This is a genomic window from Vibrio sp. 10N.222.49.C12 (assembly GCF_041475025.1).
GTDB classification, from domain to species: Bacteria; Pseudomonadota; Gammaproteobacteria; order Enterobacterales; family Vibrionaceae; genus Vibrio; species Vibrio crassostreae_C.
This window is the reverse complement of record NZ_JBFRVF010000010.1, coordinates 109898-130460: the sequence shown is the minus strand read 5'-3', so window position 1 is coordinate 130460 and position 20563 is coordinate 109898. Positions and strand designations below refer to the sequence as shown.

Annotated in this window: 15 protein-coding genes and 1 pseudogene; 6 read left to right on the top strand and 10 right to left on the bottom strand. The window is 45.1% G+C overall.

Translation table 11 applies throughout. From position 1 onward, the window contains the following. The first annotated feature begins 5 nt into the window (after positions 1 to 5). Positions 6 to 1922 carry a methyl-accepting chemotaxis protein gene (locus AB4583_RS03395; RefSeq protein ID WP_017067914.1) on the top strand — a complete coding sequence of 639 codons (1917 nt, stop codon included), beginning with the start codon at positions 6 to 8 and terminating at the stop codon, positions 1920 to 1922. A gap of 208 nt (positions 1923 to 2130) precedes the next feature. Beyond that, positions 2131 to 2331 carry a hypothetical protein gene (locus tag AB4583_RS03390; protein ID WP_010431457.1) on the top strand — a complete coding sequence of 67 codons (201 nt, stop codon included), beginning with the start codon at positions 2131 to 2133 and terminating at the stop codon, positions 2329 to 2331. A 258-nt stretch (positions 2332 to 2589) separates the two neighbouring features. On the opposite strand, the gene malK is transcribed toward AB4583_RS03390, so the two are convergent. Continuing rightward, entirely contained in the window at positions 2590 to 3702 is a 1113-nt protein-coding gene (gene malK / locus AB4583_RS03385) for a maltose/maltodextrin ABC transporter ATP-binding protein MalK (protein WP_017060047.1), read from the bottom strand. Between the two features lie 664 nt (positions 3703 to 4366). On the opposite strand from malK, the gene malE reads away from it, so the two are divergent. From malE to malG, 3 genes are all read left to right on the top strand, one after another. After that, positions 4367 to 5551, top strand: coding sequence for a maltose/maltodextrin ABC transporter substrate-binding protein MalE (gene malE / locus AB4583_RS03380; protein ID WP_017067915.1), 1185 nt, complete (start codon positions 4367 to 4369; stop codon positions 5549 to 5551). Between the two features lie 81 nt (positions 5552 to 5632). Continuing rightward, positions 5633 to 7204, top strand: a complete 1572-nt coding sequence (gene malF, locus AB4583_RS03375; RefSeq protein WP_017060049.1) for a maltose ABC transporter permease MalF — start codon at positions 5633 to 5635, stop codon at positions 7202 to 7204. 11 nt (positions 7205 to 7215) lie between these two features. Then, a complete protein-coding gene (gene malG / locus AB4583_RS03370) occupies positions 7216 to 8106 on the top strand; it encodes a maltose ABC transporter permease MalG (protein ID WP_017060050.1) in 891 nt (296 codons plus the stop codon). A 561-nt stretch (positions 8107 to 8667) separates the two neighbouring features. Here the strand turns inward: malG and AB4583_RS03365 are convergent. From AB4583_RS03365 to AB4583_RS03350, 4 genes and pseudogenes are all read right to left on the bottom strand, one after another. Beyond that, entirely contained in the window at positions 8668 to 8940 is a 273-nt protein-coding gene (locus AB4583_RS03365; RefSeq protein ID WP_019822928.1) for a hypothetical protein, read from the bottom strand. A gap of 237 nt (positions 8941 to 9177) precedes the next feature. Further along, a complete protein-coding gene (locus AB4583_RS03360; protein WP_372116426.1) occupies positions 9178 to 9681 on the bottom strand; it encodes an acyl-CoA thioesterase in 504 nt (167 codons plus the stop codon). Positions 9682 to 10089: 408 nt separating this feature from the next. Further along, positions 10090 to 10344: pseudogene (locus AB4583_RS03355) on the bottom strand (peptide ABC transporter substrate-binding protein); the annotation flags it as partial. A 47-nt stretch (positions 10345 to 10391) separates the two neighbouring features. Beyond that, positions 10392 to 11285: a DMT family transporter gene (locus AB4583_RS03350; protein WP_372116424.1), complete on the bottom strand. Its 894-nt coding sequence runs from the start codon at positions 11283 to 11285 to the stop codon at positions 10392 to 10394. Between the two features lie 98 nt (positions 11286 to 11383). On the opposite strand from AB4583_RS03350, the gene AB4583_RS03345 reads away from it, so the two are divergent. Next, the gene (locus tag AB4583_RS03345) at positions 11384 to 12172 is read left to right on the top strand and encodes a helix-turn-helix domain-containing protein (RefSeq protein WP_029235520.1); all 789 of its coding nucleotides are present in this window, start codon (positions 11384 to 11386) and stop codon (positions 12170 to 12172) included. 65 nt (positions 12173 to 12237) lie between these two features. Here AB4583_RS03345 and AB4583_RS03340 read toward each other — a convergent pair whose 3' ends face one another. The 5 genes from AB4583_RS03340 to AB4583_RS03320 form a co-directional block, all read right to left on the bottom strand. Further along, on the bottom strand, positions 12238 to 13359 hold the full coding sequence (locus AB4583_RS03340; RefSeq protein ID WP_372116440.1) for a lipocalin-like domain-containing protein: 1122 nt from the start codon (positions 13357 to 13359) through the stop codon (positions 12238 to 12240). An 11-nt stretch (positions 13360 to 13370) separates the two neighbouring features. Further along, positions 13371 to 15905: an ABC transporter permease gene (locus AB4583_RS03335; protein ID WP_372116438.1), complete on the bottom strand. Its 2535-nt coding sequence runs from the start codon at positions 15903 to 15905 to the stop codon at positions 13371 to 13373. Between the two features lie 8 nt (positions 15906 to 15913). Next, positions 15914 to 16612 (bottom strand): ABC transporter ATP-binding protein, encoded by a 699-nt coding sequence (locus AB4583_RS03330; protein WP_372116422.1) that lies wholly within the window; start codon positions 16610 to 16612, stop codon positions 15914 to 15916. Between the two features lie 742 nt (positions 16613 to 17354). Next, positions 17355 to 19259 (bottom strand): bifunctional UDP-sugar hydrolase/5'-nucleotidase, encoded by a 1905-nt coding sequence (locus tag AB4583_RS03325; protein ID WP_017067921.1) that lies wholly within the window; start codon positions 19257 to 19259, stop codon positions 17355 to 17357. 301 nt (positions 19260 to 19560) lie between these two features. Continuing rightward, positions 19561 to 20550, bottom strand: coding sequence for a zinc-dependent alcohol dehydrogenase family protein (locus tag AB4583_RS03320; RefSeq protein WP_017067922.1), 990 nt, complete (start codon positions 20548 to 20550; stop codon positions 19561 to 19563). Positions 20551 to 20563: the final 13 nt, after the last annotated feature.

Below are 20563 nucleotides of genomic sequence, written 5' to 3'. Positions count from 1 at the left end.
CAAATATGTTTAAAACTAACTCTCTGAGTATCAAGCAAAAAGTTGTACTTGGAATTACCTTTGCGGTTCTTGCATCGACAGTGATTGTCGGCGCAATGGCACAACAACAAGCAAGAGATGTATTAAGTCATCGATTGATCGATATTGAACTTCCAGGAATGCTAGAGCGAATCAATGGTGAAATTGACCGAGAAGTCTCTCAGCTATTACTAGCGGCGGAGCAAATTGCTTCAAATGAATTTATTTCTGATGCTATCGAATCGACCGATCGCGATCCGGCACTAGAAAATAAACTGGTTAAACAGCTGAACAATGTTCGTAACCAGTATCAGTTGAACGATGCCTCAGTGGCGAACCGTCAAACGGCTTACTACTGGAACCAAAATGGTTTCCTGCGTCAGTTAAACCAACAGCAAGATGGTTGGTTCTTTGGCTTTACGCAATCTGGACAGCCGACCATGGTGAGCATGTTCCAAGAAGCCAATGGCGAAGTGAAGATGTTTGCTAACTATCAACAACCTTCTGGTTTGGCGATGTCTGGTCTATCAAAGTCGATGGATGACATGGTTAACCTGCTGAACGGCTTTAAGATTGAAAATACCGGCTTCGTATTCTTAACCGATAGCCAAGGTGATGTTCAAATTCACCGTGAGCGTTCTCGCAGTGACTCTTCACTTCAACAACTTTACGGTCCTCAAGCAAGCCAACTACTGAACAAGTCGGGTTTTAACCTGATTACCACTGAAAGCCAAGGCCAAGAGCTGTTCGTGGCGAGCTTGTATGTGTCTTCAATGGACTGGTTTGTTATTGGTGTCGTTCCGACTGGTGAAGTGTTTGCAGAGTTAGATGCGACAGCGCAGAAGATGCTGATCATGACTGCGGTTGTGGCATTAGTGTTTATCCTAATGGGCGTAGTTCTGGCGAACAGCATTACTCAACCGATCAAGCTTTTGGCTAAGCGTTTCGGCGACTTAGGTGAAGGCGACGGTGACCTTGCACAGCGTATCGAAGTGAAAGGCAACGATGAAATTGCACAGCTTTCAAAAGGCTTCAACGGATTCATTGAAAAGATTCACGAGTCGATGAAAGAGGTGTGTTCGACAAGTCAAGCGCTTCAAGTGGCTGCAGAGAGTGTTTCGAATAAAGCTCACATCACCCACGACAACAGCCAAGAACAGCGCGACCAAACCCTTCAAGTCGTAGCTGCCATTAACCAAATGGGTATGACCATCAGTGAGATTGCATCGAACGCGGCAACCGCAGCAGAAACGGCAACTCAAGCTTCAGGCAATACGGAAGTAGGTCGCTCTGTGGTGAACAAAGCAAAAGACGCGATCAGTCGTTTGGCGCAAGATATTGAAAGCACGGGTCAGGTAGTAGAGCAACTGGCTTCTACAACTCAAGACATCGGTTCTATTCTGGGTGTTATTCGTGATATTTCAGAGCAAACTAACTTACTCGCATTAAACGCTGCAATTGAAGCCGCCCGTGCTGGTGAGCAAGGTCGTGGTTTTGCGGTTGTAGCGGATGAAGTACGTAACCTAGCAAGCCGTACCGCAGATTCAACGGAAGAGATTCAAAAGATGATCAACCAACTGCAAAGCGATGCTAAAGATGCGGTAACGGCAATGAGTGCGGGTAAGGTGATTACCCTTGAAGGTGTATCGGCTTCGGATGAAGCGGTAGACGTGCTGAGTGGCATTTCAGACCGTATCGTTGATATCACAGACCGTAACACTCAAGTGGCAACGGCAACGGAAGAGCAATCAACCGTAGTTCACACCATCAACCAGAACATTGAAGAGATTAACGCAATCAACGAAGTGACAACGGGCACGGCTGAGCAACTTGCTGAAGCGAGCCAAGAGCTTCGTGATCTATCGTCTCGTCTAGATAAGATGGTTGGTTCATTTAAGCTTTAATCCCTTTAAGCTGTAGCATGGCTTACAAAGATACATAAACTAAGAGCTGGATTCATTTAATCGTGAATTCAGCTCTTTTTATTTACGTGCTTGTTTTCTTCTAACTGACGTTCGCTTGATCTGGTTTCGGGCTTTGCACTCAATCGCCCTAGCATCATAGGGCGTAAATGAGTAAAATCTCGTTAGGTTTAATATTTAGGTAAGTATCATGAGCGATTTTGAAAAAGAACTAGAGCAGATGACTCAAGAGATGGGCGATGAGCCTGAGGTGAAACTGCCATCACTTGAAGAGCAAAAAGCAATTGTTGCTGAGTTCAAGCGACTAGAGGCGGAAGGCAAACTGACTCCTGAAGTGTTAGAGAAGCATTTTGGCCAGTTCAACAAACAGAATGATACGCCAATTCACTAAGTTGATTTAGACAGGTTTCATGTCTGAAAGAAGTGATATTAGCGGTTGGGTTCATAGCCTAACTAACAGATAAAGGTCTAGCGCTTGCTAGACCTTTTTTATTGCCGCTAGCGAAAGACCGAGTGGCTGACTCATGAACTATTCAATGTAAGTGAAACTCGTATCCAACACATAAAAATATCCAGCACATAAAAAAATCCCCCTTACTGAGTAAGAGGGATTCGATATGGGTAAGTTATATCCTAAAAGGCTAAGCGATTAGTCTGTGCCGTATTCTTTGTACAAACGACGACATGCGCGGCCATCGCTGTGGAACAGGTGACAACGGTGCGCTGGAATACCAATCGCCAACTTGTCACCTGATTCGATTTTCAACGTGTCTGGCTGGCGATAGATAACATCAGCATCGGCACTTTCAAGGTTTAGGTAAACCTGAGTTTCGTTACCTAGTTTCTCTACCATCATCACGTCAGCTTCAATCGTCGCGTCACCTGATTCAGCAGACATCAAGTGTTCAGGGCGAATACCCAGAGACATACGATCGCCAGCATTGACAGTCGTACCATCAACAGGGATCCAGAAAGTCATGCCATTAGAAAGTTGTACCAATACGCGTTCTGCTTCAGCTTGTTCAATGTGTACCGACATGAAGTTCATCTTCGGTGAGCCAATAAAGCCAGCAACGAAACGGTTTTGAGGGTAGTGGTAAAGGTCAAGCGGCTTACCGACTTGAGATACATAACCACCATCCAGAACAACGATCTTATCCGCCATTGTCATCGCTTCCACTTGGTCGTGGGTAACGTAGATCATGGTACAACCCAGTTGACGCTGTAGCTTGGTGATTTGCGAACGCATTTGAACACGTAGCGCGGCATCTAGGTTTGATAAAGGCTCATCAAGTAGGAATACGTTTGGTTGAGAAACCAGAGTACGACCAATCGCAACACGTTGACGTTGACCACCAGAAAGCGCTTTAGGTTGGCGCTCAAGAAGGTGACCAAGCTGAAGGATTTCTGCAGCATGTTCAACGCGTTTGTCGATCTCAGCTTTATTTGCGTTTGCTAGCTTAAGACCGAAAGACATGTTGTCGTATAGGTTAAGGTGAGGGTAAAGCGCATAAGACTGGAATACCATACCTACGCCACGCTTTGACGGTTCAACGTCATTCATGCGTTGGTCGCCAATGTACAAATCACCAGACGTAATGTCTTCTAGACCTGCGATACAACGTAATAGCGTCGATTTACCACAACCTGATGGTCCAACGAATACTACGAATTCACCTTCGTTGATGTCTAAGGTTACGTCCTTAGAAATCTGTACATCACCATATGATTTATAAACGTTTTTTAACGTGACACTCGCCATCTAGCTTGTCCTCGATCGATCAAATTTTAAGTTTTACTGCTTATCATTATAAGAAATTTTTGGGTCAGCAGTAACTGTAGGAATTGGTAAGTATTGAGTGAGTAAGAAAAAAGTGGGTGAGACTTGGCTTCTTTAACCAAGCCCACCCGTCATAGCCAAACTGATGCCCATTTCCCCCACATCCAGCTAAACCTCCCCCGTGATTCAATCACAGATTTAGCTCGATGCTAATATAAGACACCAGCGGGCAGTGAAGCCAACTAAATGAATAATGCGTCAACGCATAACACTTGCCGGTAAAGGGTTCTTACTATCCACTCTTGGATGAATGCAGTTTCGGTGAAATGGCGTAAGGGTACATCCTCCCAATGGGAAATTAACTAGGGGGAGTAGGAGGGGAGGAGTAGATAAATGGGGTTATTAATAATTGGCGATCCAGTTCAAATAAATCCACCACGTAACGGTGATGTTGATCACGATGAGTATACGTTTTGTGATTGCAGTCTCTAATCTGACCGGATGGCGATCACGAATTTAAGCCATAATAGCTAGGGCGTAGTGGCTAGGATGATGAGCTAGGGTCTGTTTTCTCAGATCATAACCTCCGAAAACTGGCTCATCTTGGTAGATGTGCCCTACGTATAAATATAAAAAGGATATTCACATGAAAAACGCTCTAAGCGCTGTAGCTCTAGGTACAATAGTTGCTCTGGGTTCTTTTGGTGCAAATGCTGCTATCGAAGAAGGACAACTAACAATCTGGGTAGGTGGTGACAAAGCTTATGAAGGCATGGCTGAAGTAGGTAAACGCTTCGAAGAAGATACTGGTGTTAAAGTAACCGTCGCTTTCCCTGACAAGCTAGAAGAAAAATTCCCTCAAGTAGCAGCAGCTGGCGATGGCCCAGACATGATCTTCTACGCACATGACCGTTTTGGCGGCTATGCAGAAGCGGGACTTCTTGTTGATATCAAACCTTCTAAAGAAACTAAAGAAGGTATCGTAGACTTCGCATGGGACGCTGTTTCATACGAGGGTAAAACAATCGCATACCCTGTTGCTGTTGAGTCAGTTTCCCTAATTTACAACAAAGCACTTGTTCCTAACCCACCTAAGTCTTGGGAAGAAATCCCAGCACTTAACGCTGAACTTCAGAAAGACGGCAAGAAAGCGATCATGTGGCCTTTACGTGGCGGCGCTTACTTCACATGGCCTCTACTTGCAGCTGACGGCGGCTACGCATTCAAACAGACTGCAGAAGGTTACGACATTAAAGATGCGGGCGTAGCGACTGAAGGTGTTCAGAAGTCTCTAGGTTTCATCGAGAAGATGGTACAAGACAAAGTTATCTCTGCAGACATGGATTACTCAGTAGCTGAGTCTGAATTCGTTGCAGGTAACGTTGCAATGACAATCAACGGCCCTTGGGGTTGGGAAAACATCAAGAAAGCTGGCGTAGACTACGGCGTAACAACACTACCTAAGTTCAACGGTAAAGCGTCTAAACCTTTCGTTGGTGTATGGGCGGGTGGTATCAGCACTGCGTCTCCAAACCGCGACCTAGCTGTTGAGTTCATGGAAAACTACCTACTAACAGATGAAGGTATGAAGAGCCTGAACGACGACAAGCCACTAGGCGCTGTTGCTCTTAACTCTTTCCAACGTCAACTAGACAGCGATACTCGTATTGCAGCAACAATGGACAACGCGATGAACGGTGAAATCATGCCTAACATCCCTCAGTTCACAACATTCTGGTACAGCATGGAAGAAGCGATCGGCAACGTAGTTGACGGCCGTCAATCAGTAGACCAAGCACTAAAAGCTGCTGAAGGTCGTATGGTTAAGTAACACCCAGGCACTACCTTTTAAGGAGAGGGTAACCTCTCCTTACTTTTCTATTTTTTATCTATATCGCTAGCAGGTTCCTCTATGCAGTCAGTTCAAGGTACAGATGCTATCCCAGCACCATCAAGCCTTCCAGGCAGTAAAAGCGTCTTCATTAAATGGGGGTTGCTTGGTAGCGTTGGCTTAATAAACGGCTACGCTACAATTCTAATGTATTCTCGCGGTGAGCTCGCTTTTGCGCTGCTTACAGTGATCTTAACGGCTTTGGCACTTTACATTTTTGGTAGTAAAAAAACTTACGCCCACCGTTATATTTACCCAGGCATTGCCGGAATGATCTTGTTCATTCTTTTCCCATTGGCATACACCGTAGGGCTTGCGTTTACTAACTACAGCGCGAAAAACCAACTTTCTCTAGAGCGTACTCAAACCGTTCTTTTAGACCGTTCTTTCCAAAGCGGTGAGAGCTACCCATTTACATTGTACAAGACAGATGACGGTCACCAGATCGTTGTAAAAGATGGCGATCAACTGTTAGCGACTGACGTATTTTCTCTAGACAATATGACAGAAACAGAGATGGACCTATCTGTTATTGAGTCTGCGCAAGGTGAAAAAGAGAAGATCAAAGCGATCATTCAAAACCGAGCAGCAATCAGTGGTGTTGATTTCAATCTACCTGACGGTGGTGACATCCGCATGAGTGGCTTACGTAAGTTTGCTTCTGTTGCTCCGCTTTACACGCTACAAGACGATGAAGAAACGTTAATCAACAATGAAACGGGTGAAGTTCTCAAGCCAAATATGGATGTGGGTTTCTACCAGCCTGTTGATGCAAATGGTGAGTTTACGGGTAATACCATCTCTCCAGGTTTCGTGGTTAGCATTGGTACGCATAACTTTGAGCGTGTATGGAAAGATGACGGCATTAAAGAACCGTTTATCAGCATCTTTATTTGGACGGTTATCTTCTCGGTATGTACCGTAGCGTTCACGCTAGTTATCGGCCTTGTATTGGCTAACATCGTGCAATGGGAAGAGTTGAAAGGTCGTTCTATTTATCGTGTTCTACTGATTCTGCCTTACGCCGTACCCGCGTTTATCTCGATTCTTATCTTTAAGGGTCTATTCAACCAAAGCTTTGGTGAGATCAACATGGTGCTCGAGAATATCTTCGGCTTAAGCCCGAACTGGTTCTCAGACCCTATCTTAGCGAAAACCATGGTGTTGATGGTTAACACATGGCTAGGTTTCCCTTACATGATGATTCTATGTATGGGTCTGCTTAAAGCGATTCCTGATGATTTATACGAAGCGTCAGCAATCGATGGTGCGAACTTCCTTGATAACTTCAAGCGCATTACGTTCCCATTGATGATTAAACCGCTTACACCGCTATTGATTGCAGCGTTTGCCTTTAACTTCAACAACTTCGTAATGATTCAACTATTGACGAACGGTGGCCCGAACATGATTGGTACTTCTGAGCCAGCGGGTTACACAGACTTGCTTGTAAGCTACACGTACCGAATTGCATTCGAAGGCGGCGGCGGTCAAGACTTCGGTCTAGCAAGTGCTATCGCAACGCTTATCTTCCTATTGGTTGGTGCACTAGCGTTACTAAACCTTCGTTTCACTAAACTGTCTCAAGATTAAGGAGCACGACAATGGCTATGGTACAAGGTAAAGGCCTTAAATACCGAGTGTGGGCAACGCATGCAGTGTTGTGGTGCTTCTTGGCAATGATTATCTTCCCACTACTGATGATCATCGCGATCTCGTTCCGTGAAGGTAACTTCGCAACCGGTAGTTTGATTCCAGATAACCCATCATTGGAACACTGGAAGTTAGCATTGGGTATGTCAGTAACGAACGCAGATGGCTCGGTAACGTCACCTCCGTTCCCTGTGCTAACTTGGTTATGGAACTCAGTGAAGGTTGCAGGTATCACATCGATTCTGATTGTGACACTGTCTACGACATCGGCTTACGCGTTCGCTCGTATGCGCTTTAAAGGTAAGAACACAATCCTGAAAGCGATGATGATTTTCCAAATGTTCCCAGCAGTATTGGCTCTAGTAGCAATCTACGCGCTGTTTGACAAACTTGGTCAATACATTCCGTTCTTAGGCTTGAACACACACGGTGGTCTAATCTTCTCTTACCTAGGTGGTATTGCACTGCACGTATGGACGATTAAGGGTTACTTTGAGACGATTGATAACTCTCTGGAAGAGGCAGCAGCCCTTGATGGTGCAACGCCTTGGCAAGCATTCAGACTGGTTCTACTACCGCTGTCTGTGCCAATCCTAGCGGTTGTGTTTATCCTATCTTTCATCGCGACAGTGGGTGAGGTGCCAGTAGCGTCTATCCTACTTACAGATGTGAACTCTTACACGCTAGCAGTAGGTATGCAGCAGTACCTATACCCTCAGAACTACCTATGGGGTGACTTTGCGGCAGCGGCTGTACTATCAGCACTTCCGATTACTATCGTGTTCTTACTTGCTCAACGTTGGTTAGTTGGTGGTTTGACGGCAGGTGGTGTAAAAGGATAAGCTGTACTCTATAAGAAAGAAAAAGAGCGACCGTTAGGTCGCTCTATATTGGCATTTTTATTACATCATTTGGTTTGGCCGCCGATCAGTAATAAAAATAACCCTCAGGTTACGCATAGCTGGCTACTAATCAGGTTCCTTACGCTATTAATGATTAGTGGTTTTTGTAACTCTAACCCAGGTATTTACTTGGGTTTTTTTATGCCTGCTACTTTTTGTTTTTTGTGTCAGCGTTACTCGTTAACTATCGCGCTCATATCTACTTTAAAACCCAAAGTTTCGAGTTACTTCTCTCCTAAATACCGACCACTTCATTTTGGTTACTTGTAGAAATGAACTAGTCTCACAAATCAGACACTGAGTATAAGTGGCTGTTGTACTATTGATATGTTGTGAATATTCCAATGCGTGATACTTCAATGATTTGTATGCAACAAAACCTGAAATTGCACTGAAAATGTATGGGTAAGCGAGAGGTAGTTACAGAATATTCAAGTGACATTCACGAGGGTTATGGATGTAGGTTTATTTATGCTTCTGGTTTTTGGTGGGACTTAGAAGTTAGAACTCTTTACTAGAAGGAGCACAACCTAAGTGTTGCAATAGCACATAGATGCTTTCTTGATCGAGTGCCACGCGACGAAATAGATCGGCAAATGTCGGATCTCCACCGAAACACGTTTGGATATAGTGGTTGATTTCATTGCTGTCGTAGCCTTCGACGTACAAAGTTCTAACCCATTGGTACTCAACAGCCTTTAAATTGTTCAGTGTAGACTCGCTAAGAGTGGGGCGTATGACGCTCAAGAGTGGCTCCAAGAAATTCAAATGCATCTATTATGATTGGCGGTATTTAATCAGAGCAAAATGACGACTTTATTACAGTCAAAATAAATCAGCGAACAAGTGCCGATTCATTTCAACCTTTGGCTGGGTATCACGCTCTTATCGTCTGTATTGGGTGTGCAGCGGATTTGGCTGTGTAGAGCACGAAGGTATCAAATAGATCAATGCCAAGCAGGCGCTTGGCATTGTAATAAGGTTTTGTAGGGGGAGGGCAGCTGGTGGACCTTACTTAAGGTACTTCACGTGAGCTTCCATCTCTTCACCAATCTGTTTTCGCATGTTCATTAGGCGAATAGCCGAATCTCGTAATTCGATGTCTTCTGGCGTCTCTGGTATCCACTCTGGCACTTTAGTCGGATTACCATTCTCATCGACAGCGACCATAATAACGATACAGTGAGTTGTTAGGCGGTTATTGAGCTGTTTAGGGTCGCTTGCTTGCACGTCGATAGCGATATGCATTGAAGATGAACCTGTGTAAATGACCTTTGCACTTACTTCCACAAGGTTGCCTACATGAATTGGGGCAACGAATCGAATTCCGCCTGCATAGGCTGTTATACAGTATTTACCGCTCCAACCTGCGGAACAAGCGTAGGCTGCTAAATCGATCCACTTCATTGCTGCACCACCATGAACTTTACCACCAAAGTTCACATCCCCGGGTTCAGCTAAAAAACGCAGAGTAACGTCTCGTTTACCATCTTGTCGGCTATTGCTACTGCTCATCTATCTTCCTTCATTATTATTTTGCTGCGTAACATGCTTGTTACTTGCTAGTAACAATATACTTAAGATGACATAAGTTAAAGCGGATAATCTCATGGTTAAGACTATTTTTTTCAAACAGATGATCAGTTGATGAATATTGGTGCTTAAAGGCGTATCAGGCGAATGGCAAACATGGATGAAGTGATATCAAGCAAGAGAATAGAAATACTGATTAAGTCACTAGATAGGTCGATTGCAAAAAAAAAACACCTAGCGTAATGCTAGGTGTTTCTAAGCCTTTAGGTACTCATGTCGGTACCTTTTATTGTTTGCCAACTAACCGTTGCTTGTTTGGTTTAGTTAAAGTGACTTTATCGTAATTACCACTAAAGTGGTAGTTAAAACTATTTATTCTTCAGCTCACTTTTACTCTTTTATGAAGTATAGATCCTTCGCGTAGATATTTCCTTTCGGATTATTGTTTGGGAAGCCTTTTAGTGTATTTCGCACTAATCGTGCGTGATTGTAATGATATAAAGGTATAACTGCTGAAGAATAGTTGATTAACGACTCATCGTGCTGATATAAAGTAAAGCGTTTAGACTAATCTTCCGTTTTACTCGCTTGCTGTAAGAGCTCATCATAGTATGGATTACAGTAGCTACTCTCATTTGCTGTGTGAAACGTGAGTTTGAATTTTCACCCTAATGTGAGCGTGGGTAATGCGTTTAGCTTTGTTGAGGGAGAGGAGCCTCAAGCCTTGGTTTTCTTTTAATTTGAGCAAGAATGACACCTGAAATCACCATCACACCGCCAATGATGTGGAACTGGTTAATTTCTTCGCCAAGCCATGTCGCAGCTAATACGATCGCAACAACCGGAAGCAAGTTCATGAACATCGCGCTTGAGTCAGCACCAATGGTGTCAATCGCTTTCACCCACATCCAAGGTGCTAAAATCGAAGCGGCAACTGCGGCGTAAGCAATCAATGGGAGCGCTTGTTGTGGTGGTAAAAGCTGTTCGCTGGTAAGCCAAAGTGGCGTAAGCATCGCGACAGCAAACAGACCCTGAATGTAAATCACCACCCAGCTACTGATTGGCATTTTCCAGCGTTTCAGTAGTACACAGTACGAAGCATAAACAAAGGCTGCAATTAGCATATAGCCATCGCCTTGAGTCAATTCTTGATGCATGAAGAATAACGGATCGCCTTTACCTAACATCAGGGCTAAGCCTGACAGCGACAATACACCACCCACAATACTCAAACTAGAAATCGACTTGTGCAGCAAAGGGACGCTTAAAAATACACTGACCAATGGAACCAAAGAAGTGATTAATGCCATGTTAGAGGCGGTTGTGGTTAAGCCGGCGTAGTAACCTAGAGATTGGTTCAACACCATGCCCAAAAAGCCGAGGAACGCTAATTTAGATAAGTTTGGCTTAATGACAGCCCACTGCTTCATCACTGGGCGAATACAGAAAGGCGTGAGAATTAACATCGCAAAAAACCAGCGGTAAAAACTCATTGCGCTAGGTTCTATGGTGCTTGCAGCAAGCTTGTTGACGATTGCATTGGCGCCCCAGATACAGACTGTAAAAAATGGTAATAGGTAATGCATGTGAATTCCGTGGCGAATGAGTTGATGCGGCTAGTTTGACAGGTCGTTATACTTACAAGTATCTTTATAAAGACATTAAGCGCGATAGGAAGACAAGTTTGAAAAAACACTCCAGAAACCTTCATCCATCCTTATTAATTGATAAGGCACCATCCAACGTATTTATGAATTTTGAAGCGTTTCTTTCGAACACTGAAACCCGAGTTCATAGCCACTCATGGGGACAGGTTCAATTGATCAGTGGTGGTATATTAGAGATGGAAGCGGAAAGCACTCGATTTCTAGCGCCACCACATCTAGCGATTTGGGTACCGGCCGGGGTGATGCATTGCAGTTATAACCGTAAGCCTTTGGACTACTGTTCACTAAATATCGCCCCAGAACTCACGCAACACCTGCCAGATAAAACCAGCCTTATAAAGATCACGCCGATTGTGTCTTCTATTATCGATGATTTTCGCGATCGTGGGATCAATGTTGCGGAAACCGAGCAAGACCAAAGGCTCGTTCAGGTACTGCTTGACCAACTTGCGCAGCGTGAGGTTGAACACCACTTCTTGCCTTCAACCGATAATAAGTATCTAGCGCCTATATTGGCTTCTGTTGAAGAGAACCCAACCGATGAAGTGACGCTGAAAGATTGGGCTGAACGTGTCCACACCACGGAAAGAACCCTTTCTCGCCACTGCCAGACCGAGCTTGGAATGAGCTTTACCGAGTGGCGACTGCGAGTGCGCTACCTATACTCAATGGACTTGTTGAGAAACGGCCAATCGGTTAAAGAGGTCGCTCTTACATTGGGTTATAACCAAGCAAGCCCATTTATCACCATGTTCAAACGTTACGCGAACCAAACGCCAGAGCAGTATAAGAACCGTTTGTTGTAGTTCGTTGTTGTTCCTAACAGAACGGATGTATTTGTTGTCAGATTTCACCTTTATTAATACAGGACTTAATACCCAGTCAATTCCATATAGCCAGCTCCGGAATGAGAACCTTTAATCACGATTGGCCCCTCCCAATAAGGAACCGACAGCGGCATTTTGGCATTTGGATTGAGTGCCGAGACGGTCAGTTCTATTTGCTGGCTTGGAATCGAAACTTGCCACTCTGATGGGTAGTCACGCCCGTCGATTTTAGTTTGCTTGATGGCGGTTAAGCTGATGTCTTGCTGCTTAATCGCGATGCCGGAGCCATCTTGATTCATCAGCCTTGCATGGGAATAACTGGCTTTGCCTGTTGTTGAGTTTCGGAGTTGAAACACCACCAAGCTGGTTTCATCACTCAGCCTTAGCGCAAACCAATCCCAGCCTTGTTGCGAGTCGAGTAAAAACTGAGAGCTCCATTCTCTGTCTATCCAACCTTTACCAGAAACCTGATGCGTCACGCCATCAATAGTTACCTCACCCGATACATTAATGAATGGTTGGCTGTAGTAATAGGAAGCCACTTTGCCATCGCTACTTTTAGTGCTGTAGCCTTGTTCGCCTTGCTTTTGATAAGGCGCGTTGTTGGTTAACTTAAGCGAGTAGCCAAACTGATCTGAATTAGCGTTCAAGGTTGCGGGGAATAGATCATCGCTTGAAGAGTTCCATTGCCAGTCATCAAGATAAACACGAAACGGCGAAGCGCTTACACCCGCAAGGTCGGCTTGGTCGCGTGACCATTTTTCATCGGCATAGTGTTTGTCTTTAGTGGTGACAGCGCTGTGTGCCATGTAGATCTGCTGACTTTGCCACGTAGTTTCCTTAGTGCTATTGCCACTTTCCTGTGGTGCAGCCGCAAAGCGGAATTGTGTCCATTGCACGCCTAACGTATTGTCTTCTTCATCAATTAAGTTTGCGGTTAAATACCACCATTCATGACGAAAATCTGGATGTGCTTGATGGTCGGCAGGGAAAGTGATGTCGATACCTTTTACTACCGGAGAAAATTGCGCTTGATCGATTGCCGTTTCATCGTCGGTTTGTTTTCCAGTGCCAAGTATTGAGCCCATATTTTGAGCTGATGGTTGAGTGGATTCATCGCACCCTAAAAGGAGCAAGATGCCAAGTGTGAGAACGAAAACTCTCATTGTTCGATTCATCACAACACCTCACTCTGTAAACTGGATACCACGGGTTTGCTGACCAAACGCCACAGTGGAATCAAGGTCGCAATCACTGCCACTAAAATGGTGATGGTTGCGATGCTGAGTGCATCACTCCAATTCCATACGTAATTTAAGCTCCAACCAAAGGCGCGCAGGGTAACGATGTCCGTCAACACATAACCGACCATAGCGCCGAGTGGTAAAGCGATAACCAGAGTAAAGGCGACCAGAACAACGATTTGCCCGACCACCATTGCCATCAATTTTTTCTGCCTAACACCGAGTGCATACAGCCTTGCAATGGCGGCTTTACGTGCATCGAGCAACATGAAACAGGCGCAGAACAACCCAATCACCGCCACCATTAATGTGACGCCATTAAGCGCCCGCGTGATGGCAAAAGTTTGTGAGAATATATCCAACGCGATCGATTTGATCTGTGCTTGATTGTAAAGCTGACCTGGGTGCAGATTGAGTTGTTGGCGTAACTGTTCGTACACCACTTGTGGGTCGCCAGAGACTTTGATTCCCAAGCTGGTGGGTAAGTCAGTAAATCCGCTTTCGATCCACAAATTAGGTGCAAGTAACACTTCGCCATTCGGTGAGCCGTAATCGTGGAAAATCGCCCCGACGATGAGCGCTTTGTCTTGGATCGCGTCGAGCTTGAGTCGGCTTCCAAGCGGCAAGCCGAGCTTCACTGCCGTAGGTTCGCTGATCGCCACGAATTCACCTTGGTAAAAGCGCGTCCAGAAATCATCAAGGTGGGATTGAAATACCATGGTTTGCTCAAGTGTGTCTTTGTCTTTGGTGCCGAGCAAAGTAGGTAAGCCCTGCAAGTTATCATCGACATAATATTGCTTATAAACGGTTTCAACATTTTCAAACTGCTCTAACGCACGTTCCACATTCGCGATTTCACCTTGGGCAGGGCTAACGTAAATATCGGCATGTAAGCGCTGTTCAAGCCATTGCTTTAACGTGGATTCAAAGCTGCCGACTAAGGTATTCATTCCGATATTGGCGGTGACAGCGAGAAGCAACGCCATCATGGCAAGGGAGAGAGGGGAAATAAGTTCACGTAGCTCAGCAAACAGATATTGTATTAACCCCGATTGGGTGCGTTTTTCGCTCCAGTTCGCTAGCACGCTTAGCGTTTTGGGCAAATACAAAGGAATCGATACCACTAACACACCGAGCCATGCCATGGTGAAGCGATGATGTTCGCTCATCCATAAACCTGCTAACGCGAGAATAGTTAATACTGACCCGATAACAAACAGCTGATTTTCGTTAGACGTTTCCGGCGCTTGATAGAAACCGCCATGGGAAGAGAGGGGTTGTCGCACACGCTGTTTAAAGTGTTGCCAACAAGCGACAAGCGTTGCGGCCAGCGTGAGTAGCAGTGCCTGCACTAACCATTGCCACTGCCATGTACCGGGAAGCAGTGTTGCACCATAAAGTTGCTCAAGTGTTATCGCGACGGTTGGATGCAGCCAATGGCTGAGTTGGATGCCGAGAATGAAACCAAGCGACGCGCCTAGTGTGACTAAAAGAGTCAGCTCGACTAACAGAGCTGAAAACACGATGCTTGGCGCAATGCCGGCTTGTTGAATTTGCACCAATAGCCGATTGCGCTTCAGTAAACTGTACTTCACACCATTGTAAGCGATGAATAGGCCAACCAAAAACGCCAACAGACTCATGGCGGTGAGATTGAGGTGAAAGCTATCGGTAATTGAACCCAGATCCGTACTTTGGTTGTTGGAAATCCATCGTCCTTGCTCGCCAATAAGGCTTTGCCATTTATCCTGAGGATTGCTGTTAGTGTCGCTCTTAGTGTCAAAAATAGCGATGTAGCTCAGTTGCCCTTGCTTGTTAAGCAGTTGCTGAGCGAACCCAATATCCATCAACATTCGGCTACCTAGCTGCCATTCATCTGGTAGCACTACCACTTGAGTGAGCACTTCATCCAAAGTGAGTGTGTCTACTCCTCCCAAGTTCTGGTGTTGCGACTGGCTCATCATCACAATGGGTTCACCCGCTAAGAGTTGCGGCAAAGGTAAGGCATTGTCGAACAGGGAAATGTTTGGTTCTTTGGTTTGAGTGTTGCTTTGTTCGTCGACGCGAGCGTGACGAGATCTTGAAGTGAGGGCGGCGATCAACTCACTGCCTTGAACTGACCAACGTCGACCTTGCTCGTCTCTTACTCGCCCTTCTATAACAGGTAGCGCTGCGCTTAATCCACTTTGTCTTAAGCTGAAGTAGAGCGATTCCGGCAAATAGTTTTGCCCTGCTGGTGGAATGATAAGGTTCTGCGCTTGAGCGCTAAGTTGCTCGGTCGATTCTGCATAACTGCGCTTGGCATTGAGGTTGATGGCTTGCACTGCGACAAACAAGGTGACCGCTAACACAATGCCGATCAGAATCGCTGCGGCTTGCAATGGTGATTGACGATAGTGCGCCGCGAATAGATTCAGAGTCAGTTTGGTATGGGTGAGCTGGTTCTGAGCGAAGCCAGTTTGCTTCATTGGATTACTCACAACGCTGCTGCTCTTGGGGTTAGATCCGCGTTCCTTAAACAACCATCATCTAACACCAATTTTGTCTGCATAAAGCTGGCGCATTCTGGGCTGTGCGTAACCAAAAGCACCGCAGTGTTGCCTTGTGTGGTGATTTCACTCAGCAGCTTCATTACCTCAATGCCTGCTTTGTGGTCGAGGTTACCTGTGGGTTCGTCGGCAAGCAATAGTTTGGGTTTATGGGCTAGCGCACGCGCTATTGCGACTCGTTGTTGCTGACCGCCAGAGAGTGCGGATACATGTCTTTCGAGTAGCTCACTGATGCCCAATGCATCAACTAAATAATCGCACCAGTCGCTCCATTTCTGTTGATTTAAATGAAGAGGGAAGGCGATGTTTTGTTTTACGTTGAGTGGGGTCAATAAGTTGAACTGTTGAAAGATAACGCCCAATTTTTGATGACGAAATCGGCTCCATTGTGGATCTTTCCAATCTAATGAGTTCTCGCCATCGAGCCACAACTCGCCACCGGATAGAGGCTCAAACCCCGCAATGATGTTAAGCAGAGTACTCTTTCCACTGCCACTCGCCCCTGTCAAAGCCACGCTTGCCCCTGTCGCCAAAGTGAAGTCGACATTTTCCAACACGCTATGAGTGTCTTTACCATCAACAAAGCTTTTGTTGGCATGTGTGAGTGTGACAATAGGGCTTTCCATTTCCTTTCCTTATAACCAAAACTTACCATCAAAAGGTGTCGTTACTTGTGGCAATTACTGAAGCGACAAGCTCTATAAAACTGTAGACAACAATTTGAAAAAGAAAGCGATTTATATCGAATAATTAATAACTTGTACTTCGAAAAGAGGGAAATAGATCAGTGTGAGGAGGAATACAGGTGTAAGTGGGAGCTTAGAGTCACCTAGGAGGCTTTTGGGGCTGTTTATAGATAATAAATATCTATGTTAAAAATTGTCCCAATTCCAATTCGTTTTAAAAGAAAACGCCCCCGATTGGTTGAAGCCAATCAGGGTTAGTAAGGCCCAAGAAAATCTAGTTACTTGGACTTTATTGCGAGGATTAATTTTGCTAAGGCACCTAACAAAGCAGCGATAGCGAAAACCAATTCAGGGTTATTCATATTATTACCTATAAAGAAGCTCTCGCCTTATGTGAGAGATTCTTCGTATTATCAACATGCATGTGATGGAAGGCAAGATAAAGAAATGGGGCTACCTGTGGATAACTATCTGATTTATTAGGTTTTACTAAAAGGGGGGGGAGGCGGTGTAGCCTTCAAGTTGCAAAGTACTTGCTTACAATAGTAATGAGTGTGTCAAAGAGTCTGCTTTTACTTCTATTTTTCAACGTCACTTAATATGGATCGTACTCAACTTTCCGTAATCAACGACCTAACCACGCTCTAAGCGTCGTTAAGTCGTTATTGGTTGAGGTCAGGGGTTAATTGAGTGCTTCAATCAGAGTGATTTCGCGTTTGATTTGCTTACTCTCTTGCTCAGTCGCCTGCGCCAGTTTCTTTTCGCGTGTGGTTATGGCTGCTTGTTTGGCTTCGTCAGATTTGAACATCAGTTCTTTTACGTTGATAGAAGCGATGTTTGTGTAGCGGCCATCGTCACTGGTTGGGATTGATATGGTTTCATCATTAATTAATGACTTTACGATCTCTCGCTGTTCATTGTAGCGGCTCTCTAAACCAGAAAGTGCCCATCGCTGCTGAGTTTTACCTTCATACTGACCGTTCTTTTCTTCTTTAAGATACTTGATAGTCATGTTACGGATCGTGCCTGCTTCTTCTCCATACTCTGCTTCCGTATCAAAGAGTACAGGGAACGATTCACCTTCTAGCACGCCGCCTTTCTTGGTTAGATGACCCATTCGATAGCTATTCATACCAATACGGATTTCTGTTTGATCAGTAACCGGTGTGCCATCAGCAAACGCGAGGTTGGTGATGCGTGTACCTGCAGGCTGAGTAAGGTCGATGGTATAAGTCACGCCCGCGAAGAAGTCATTGGTCGAGTATTTTGATGCTCTGCGTTCAGGGTTAAAGCTGTAGGTCACATCACCGGGTTGCACTGAGTTGAAGTAGCCCGCAGACCATTCCATGTAGGTTCTTAACTCTTTGCCTGTCATCTGGTAGACAGTGATTTCTCCACCTGCGTATTGGTAGTTGTACGCGATGTCTTTGGCTTTGATTGGGCCAACGTCGAGCTCTGCATTGTCGTTGTCTATTTGAAGTGCGATGACATTGGCTTTGGGTGCATAGAAGAAGCTCGCTTCTTGGTATAGCGCACTGATGCCTGTGTCTTGAACATGGACTTGAGGGATACCGCGGATTTCGTTTTCTGGGACTAAATCAACGCCGGTAAGCTGAGCGACAGGTCTATTAGCCATTTCTCGGAGTTGTTTGTGATAAGGCTGGTATAACTCGTCCATATTCTCATCAGAGTCGATACCTTTAATTTTATAGGTGAAACTGTCTTTGTTAACGAGAGTGAATGTGCCATCGCGCTCTTCAAATTGAAGATCAATACGAGATAGGGCTCGGCCATACTTGTCGGGCTCAGTAATAATAACGCCATTCACAACAGCCTTATCGATGCGAGTGTGCATGTGACCAGCGACGATGGCATCAAGCTCTGGGTTTGCATTGGCAATGTCGGTGACACCGGTGTCGGCAATGTCATTCTCGTTTTCAATCCCCATATGGGCAACCAATACGATGGCATCCACTTGATCATCAATCTCTTTGACGATTTTTTTCACTTCCAAGGTTGGGTTAGTGAAAGTGACGCCTTCTAAACGGTTGGTACCTTGCGCAAAGACCTCCGTCATTGGGGTATCCATTCCGATCACGCCGATCTTAATGCTACCGCGTTCTAGGATGGTGTAACCAGGCAGGAATGGGTTTCCGTTTTTGTTCTTGATGTTGCCACCGAGAGACTGCCCTTTAAATTGGGTAACGGCCCTGTTGAGGGTTTTGAGGCCAAAGTCGAATTCGTGGTTACCTAAAACCCACACATCGTATTTCATGTGATTAAAGCCAAGCATCATTGGATCAACGGGCTCGTCTTTGAAGGTTTCTACGAAGTTGCCTTGGATGGTATCGCCAGCGTCGACAAGGATAATGTTAGATTGCTCTTTGCGGATCTCACCAACTTTGGTCGCGATTTGGCTCAAGCTACCACGAGTGTTGAGTTTATCTGCCGCGTAATCCCACGCCATAAAATGACCGTGGATATCTGAAGTACCCAGTATCGTGACATCGTGTATGTCGCCATCAGCTGCAAAGGTGGGAAAGGCTAGAGAGAGTAGGATGGCGCTTGATAGTATGTGTCTTTTCATAAGTATGTTCACATCGTGGTTTTAAGTATGACGCTACCATATAGAATCGAGGTTATCTTATGGGTGATCAGTATCATATTTCTAATGATATAACTAATTGATGTTTCAAATAAATGTGATTCATGACCATCTCGTAACCACTTAAGTTATGGAGAAATGCACCACAACTCTTCGCTATCTTTTCAATCTTCGATTTCTTTAATCAAACTTCCTAAGCGATGGTGTATTAACAAGCACGCTTGTAAGCTGTTGAACGTCTTGCCTGTTGAAATAAACAAGGTATATATCGTCCAACTCTCACTTACTGTGGCAGTAAGATGATCTTGCCCTCTAGGCGTGTGGTTTTCGATTCAATGAGATCAATCGCGGTTTGCACTTCATCGAATGGTAGATAGCGGTCAACGTCGAGCTGAATGTCGTTTGTGATGAAGTGATCTAGCATGGTCGTGAACTTATCACGGCGAACATCTTTACCTTCTGCTTCCTCCCAATAACGCAAGAAGAAGGTGCTGAAATCGATGTGTTGGTTTTTCGCGTACTCAAAGAAGCGTGGCTCGTAAAAATCCAACGACAGCGTCCCATAGTTGATAAAGCGCCCGTTGTTGCCAAGGGTGTGAACAAGATCGGTTCCGGGTGAGCCGCCAATCGCATCAAAGGCAACGGTTGGCATAGGCAAGCCTAATGCCTTAATTTGAGAAACTAGATCAGCGTTCGCATCTATCACCCAACAGGAAGTGGCAGGGTATTGTGTCTGCTGTGATGTAACGACAATGATGTTGAAGCCGAGTGATGCTGATAACTGGGAGAAGATCTTACCGATGGCTGAACTGCCCGCGTTGATGATCAACACATCCTCTTGGGTCAGCTTGGCTATTTCTGTCGTTAGCACCCATGCGGTTAGCGCATTAATGTACAACTGACAGGCGTAGCCATTGTCTAAATGTTGAGGAATTTGGAACAGATCATCTGGTGATACATCGACATAGTTCTGCCATGTTCCACTGGTTGCCACAAGCACTCGTTGATTCACTATAAACTTAGCACTGCTGGATTCTACAATCCTTCCTACCGCTTCAAATCCCGGTACTCTCGGCGGCTGATGGCTATGTTTGTATTGGCCCACACCATAAATCGACAACAGATCACTAGGGTTGATGTTAGTCGCTTCAATTTGTACGCGAACTTTATCTTTGTCTAGTACCCCTAAAGCGACATGTTCTAACTTGAGAGATTCTTTTGGCTGACCGAAACGGAACTGGCTAATTCGGGTATTTTGCTTAGTGTCAGTCATAGTTTGGGCACCT

Excerpts from the sequence above, each read along its gene's own strand:
- AB4583_RS03395 (WP_017067914.1), top strand. The coding sequence starts at position 6 with ATGTTTAAAACTAACTCTCTGAGTATCAAGCAAAAAGTTGTACTTGGA.
- AB4583_RS03390 (WP_010431457.1), top strand. The coding sequence starts at position 2,131 with ATGAGCGATTTTGAAAAAGAACTAGAGCAGATGACTCAAGAGATGGGC.
- malK (WP_017060047.1), bottom strand. The coding sequence starts at position 3,702 with ATGGCGAGTGTCACGTTAAAAAACGTTTATAAATCATATGGTGATGTA.
- malE (WP_017067915.1), top strand. The coding sequence starts at position 4,367 with ATGAAAAACGCTCTAAGCGCTGTAGCTCTAGGTACAATAGTTGCTCTG.
- malF (WP_017060049.1), top strand. The coding sequence starts at position 5,633 with ATGCAGTCAGTTCAAGGTACAGATGCTATCCCAGCACCATCAAGCCTT.
- malG (WP_017060050.1), top strand. The coding sequence starts at position 7,216 with ATGGCTATGGTACAAGGTAAAGGCCTTAAATACCGAGTGTGGGCAACG.
- AB4583_RS03365 (WP_019822928.1), bottom strand. The coding sequence starts at position 8,940 with ATGCATTTGAATTTCTTGGAGCCACTCTTGAGCGTCATACGCCCCACT.
- AB4583_RS03360 (WP_372116426.1), bottom strand. The coding sequence starts at position 9,681 with ATGAGCAGTAGCAATAGCCGACAAGATGGTAAACGAGACGTTACTCTG.
- AB4583_RS03350 (WP_372116424.1), bottom strand. The coding sequence starts at position 11,285 with ATGCATTACCTATTACCATTTTTTACAGTCTGTATCTGGGGCGCCAAT.
- AB4583_RS03340 (WP_372116440.1), bottom strand. The coding sequence starts at position 13,359 with ATGAGAGTTTTCGTTCTCACACTTGGCATCTTGCTCCTTTTAGGGTGC.
- AB4583_RS03335 (WP_372116438.1), bottom strand. The coding sequence starts at position 15,905 with ATGAAGCAAACTGGCTTCGCTCAGAACCAGCTCACCCATACCAAACTG.
- AB4583_RS03330 (WP_372116422.1), bottom strand. The coding sequence starts at position 16,612 with ATGGAAAGCCCTATTGTCACACTCACACATGCCAACAAAAGCTTTGTT.
- AB4583_RS03325 (WP_017067921.1), bottom strand. The coding sequence starts at position 19,259 with ATGAAAAGACACATACTATCAAGCGCCATCCTACTCTCTCTAGCCTTT.
- AB4583_RS03320 (WP_017067922.1), bottom strand. The coding sequence starts at position 20,550 with ATGACTGACACTAAGCAAAATACCCGAATTAGCCAGTTCCGTTTCGGT.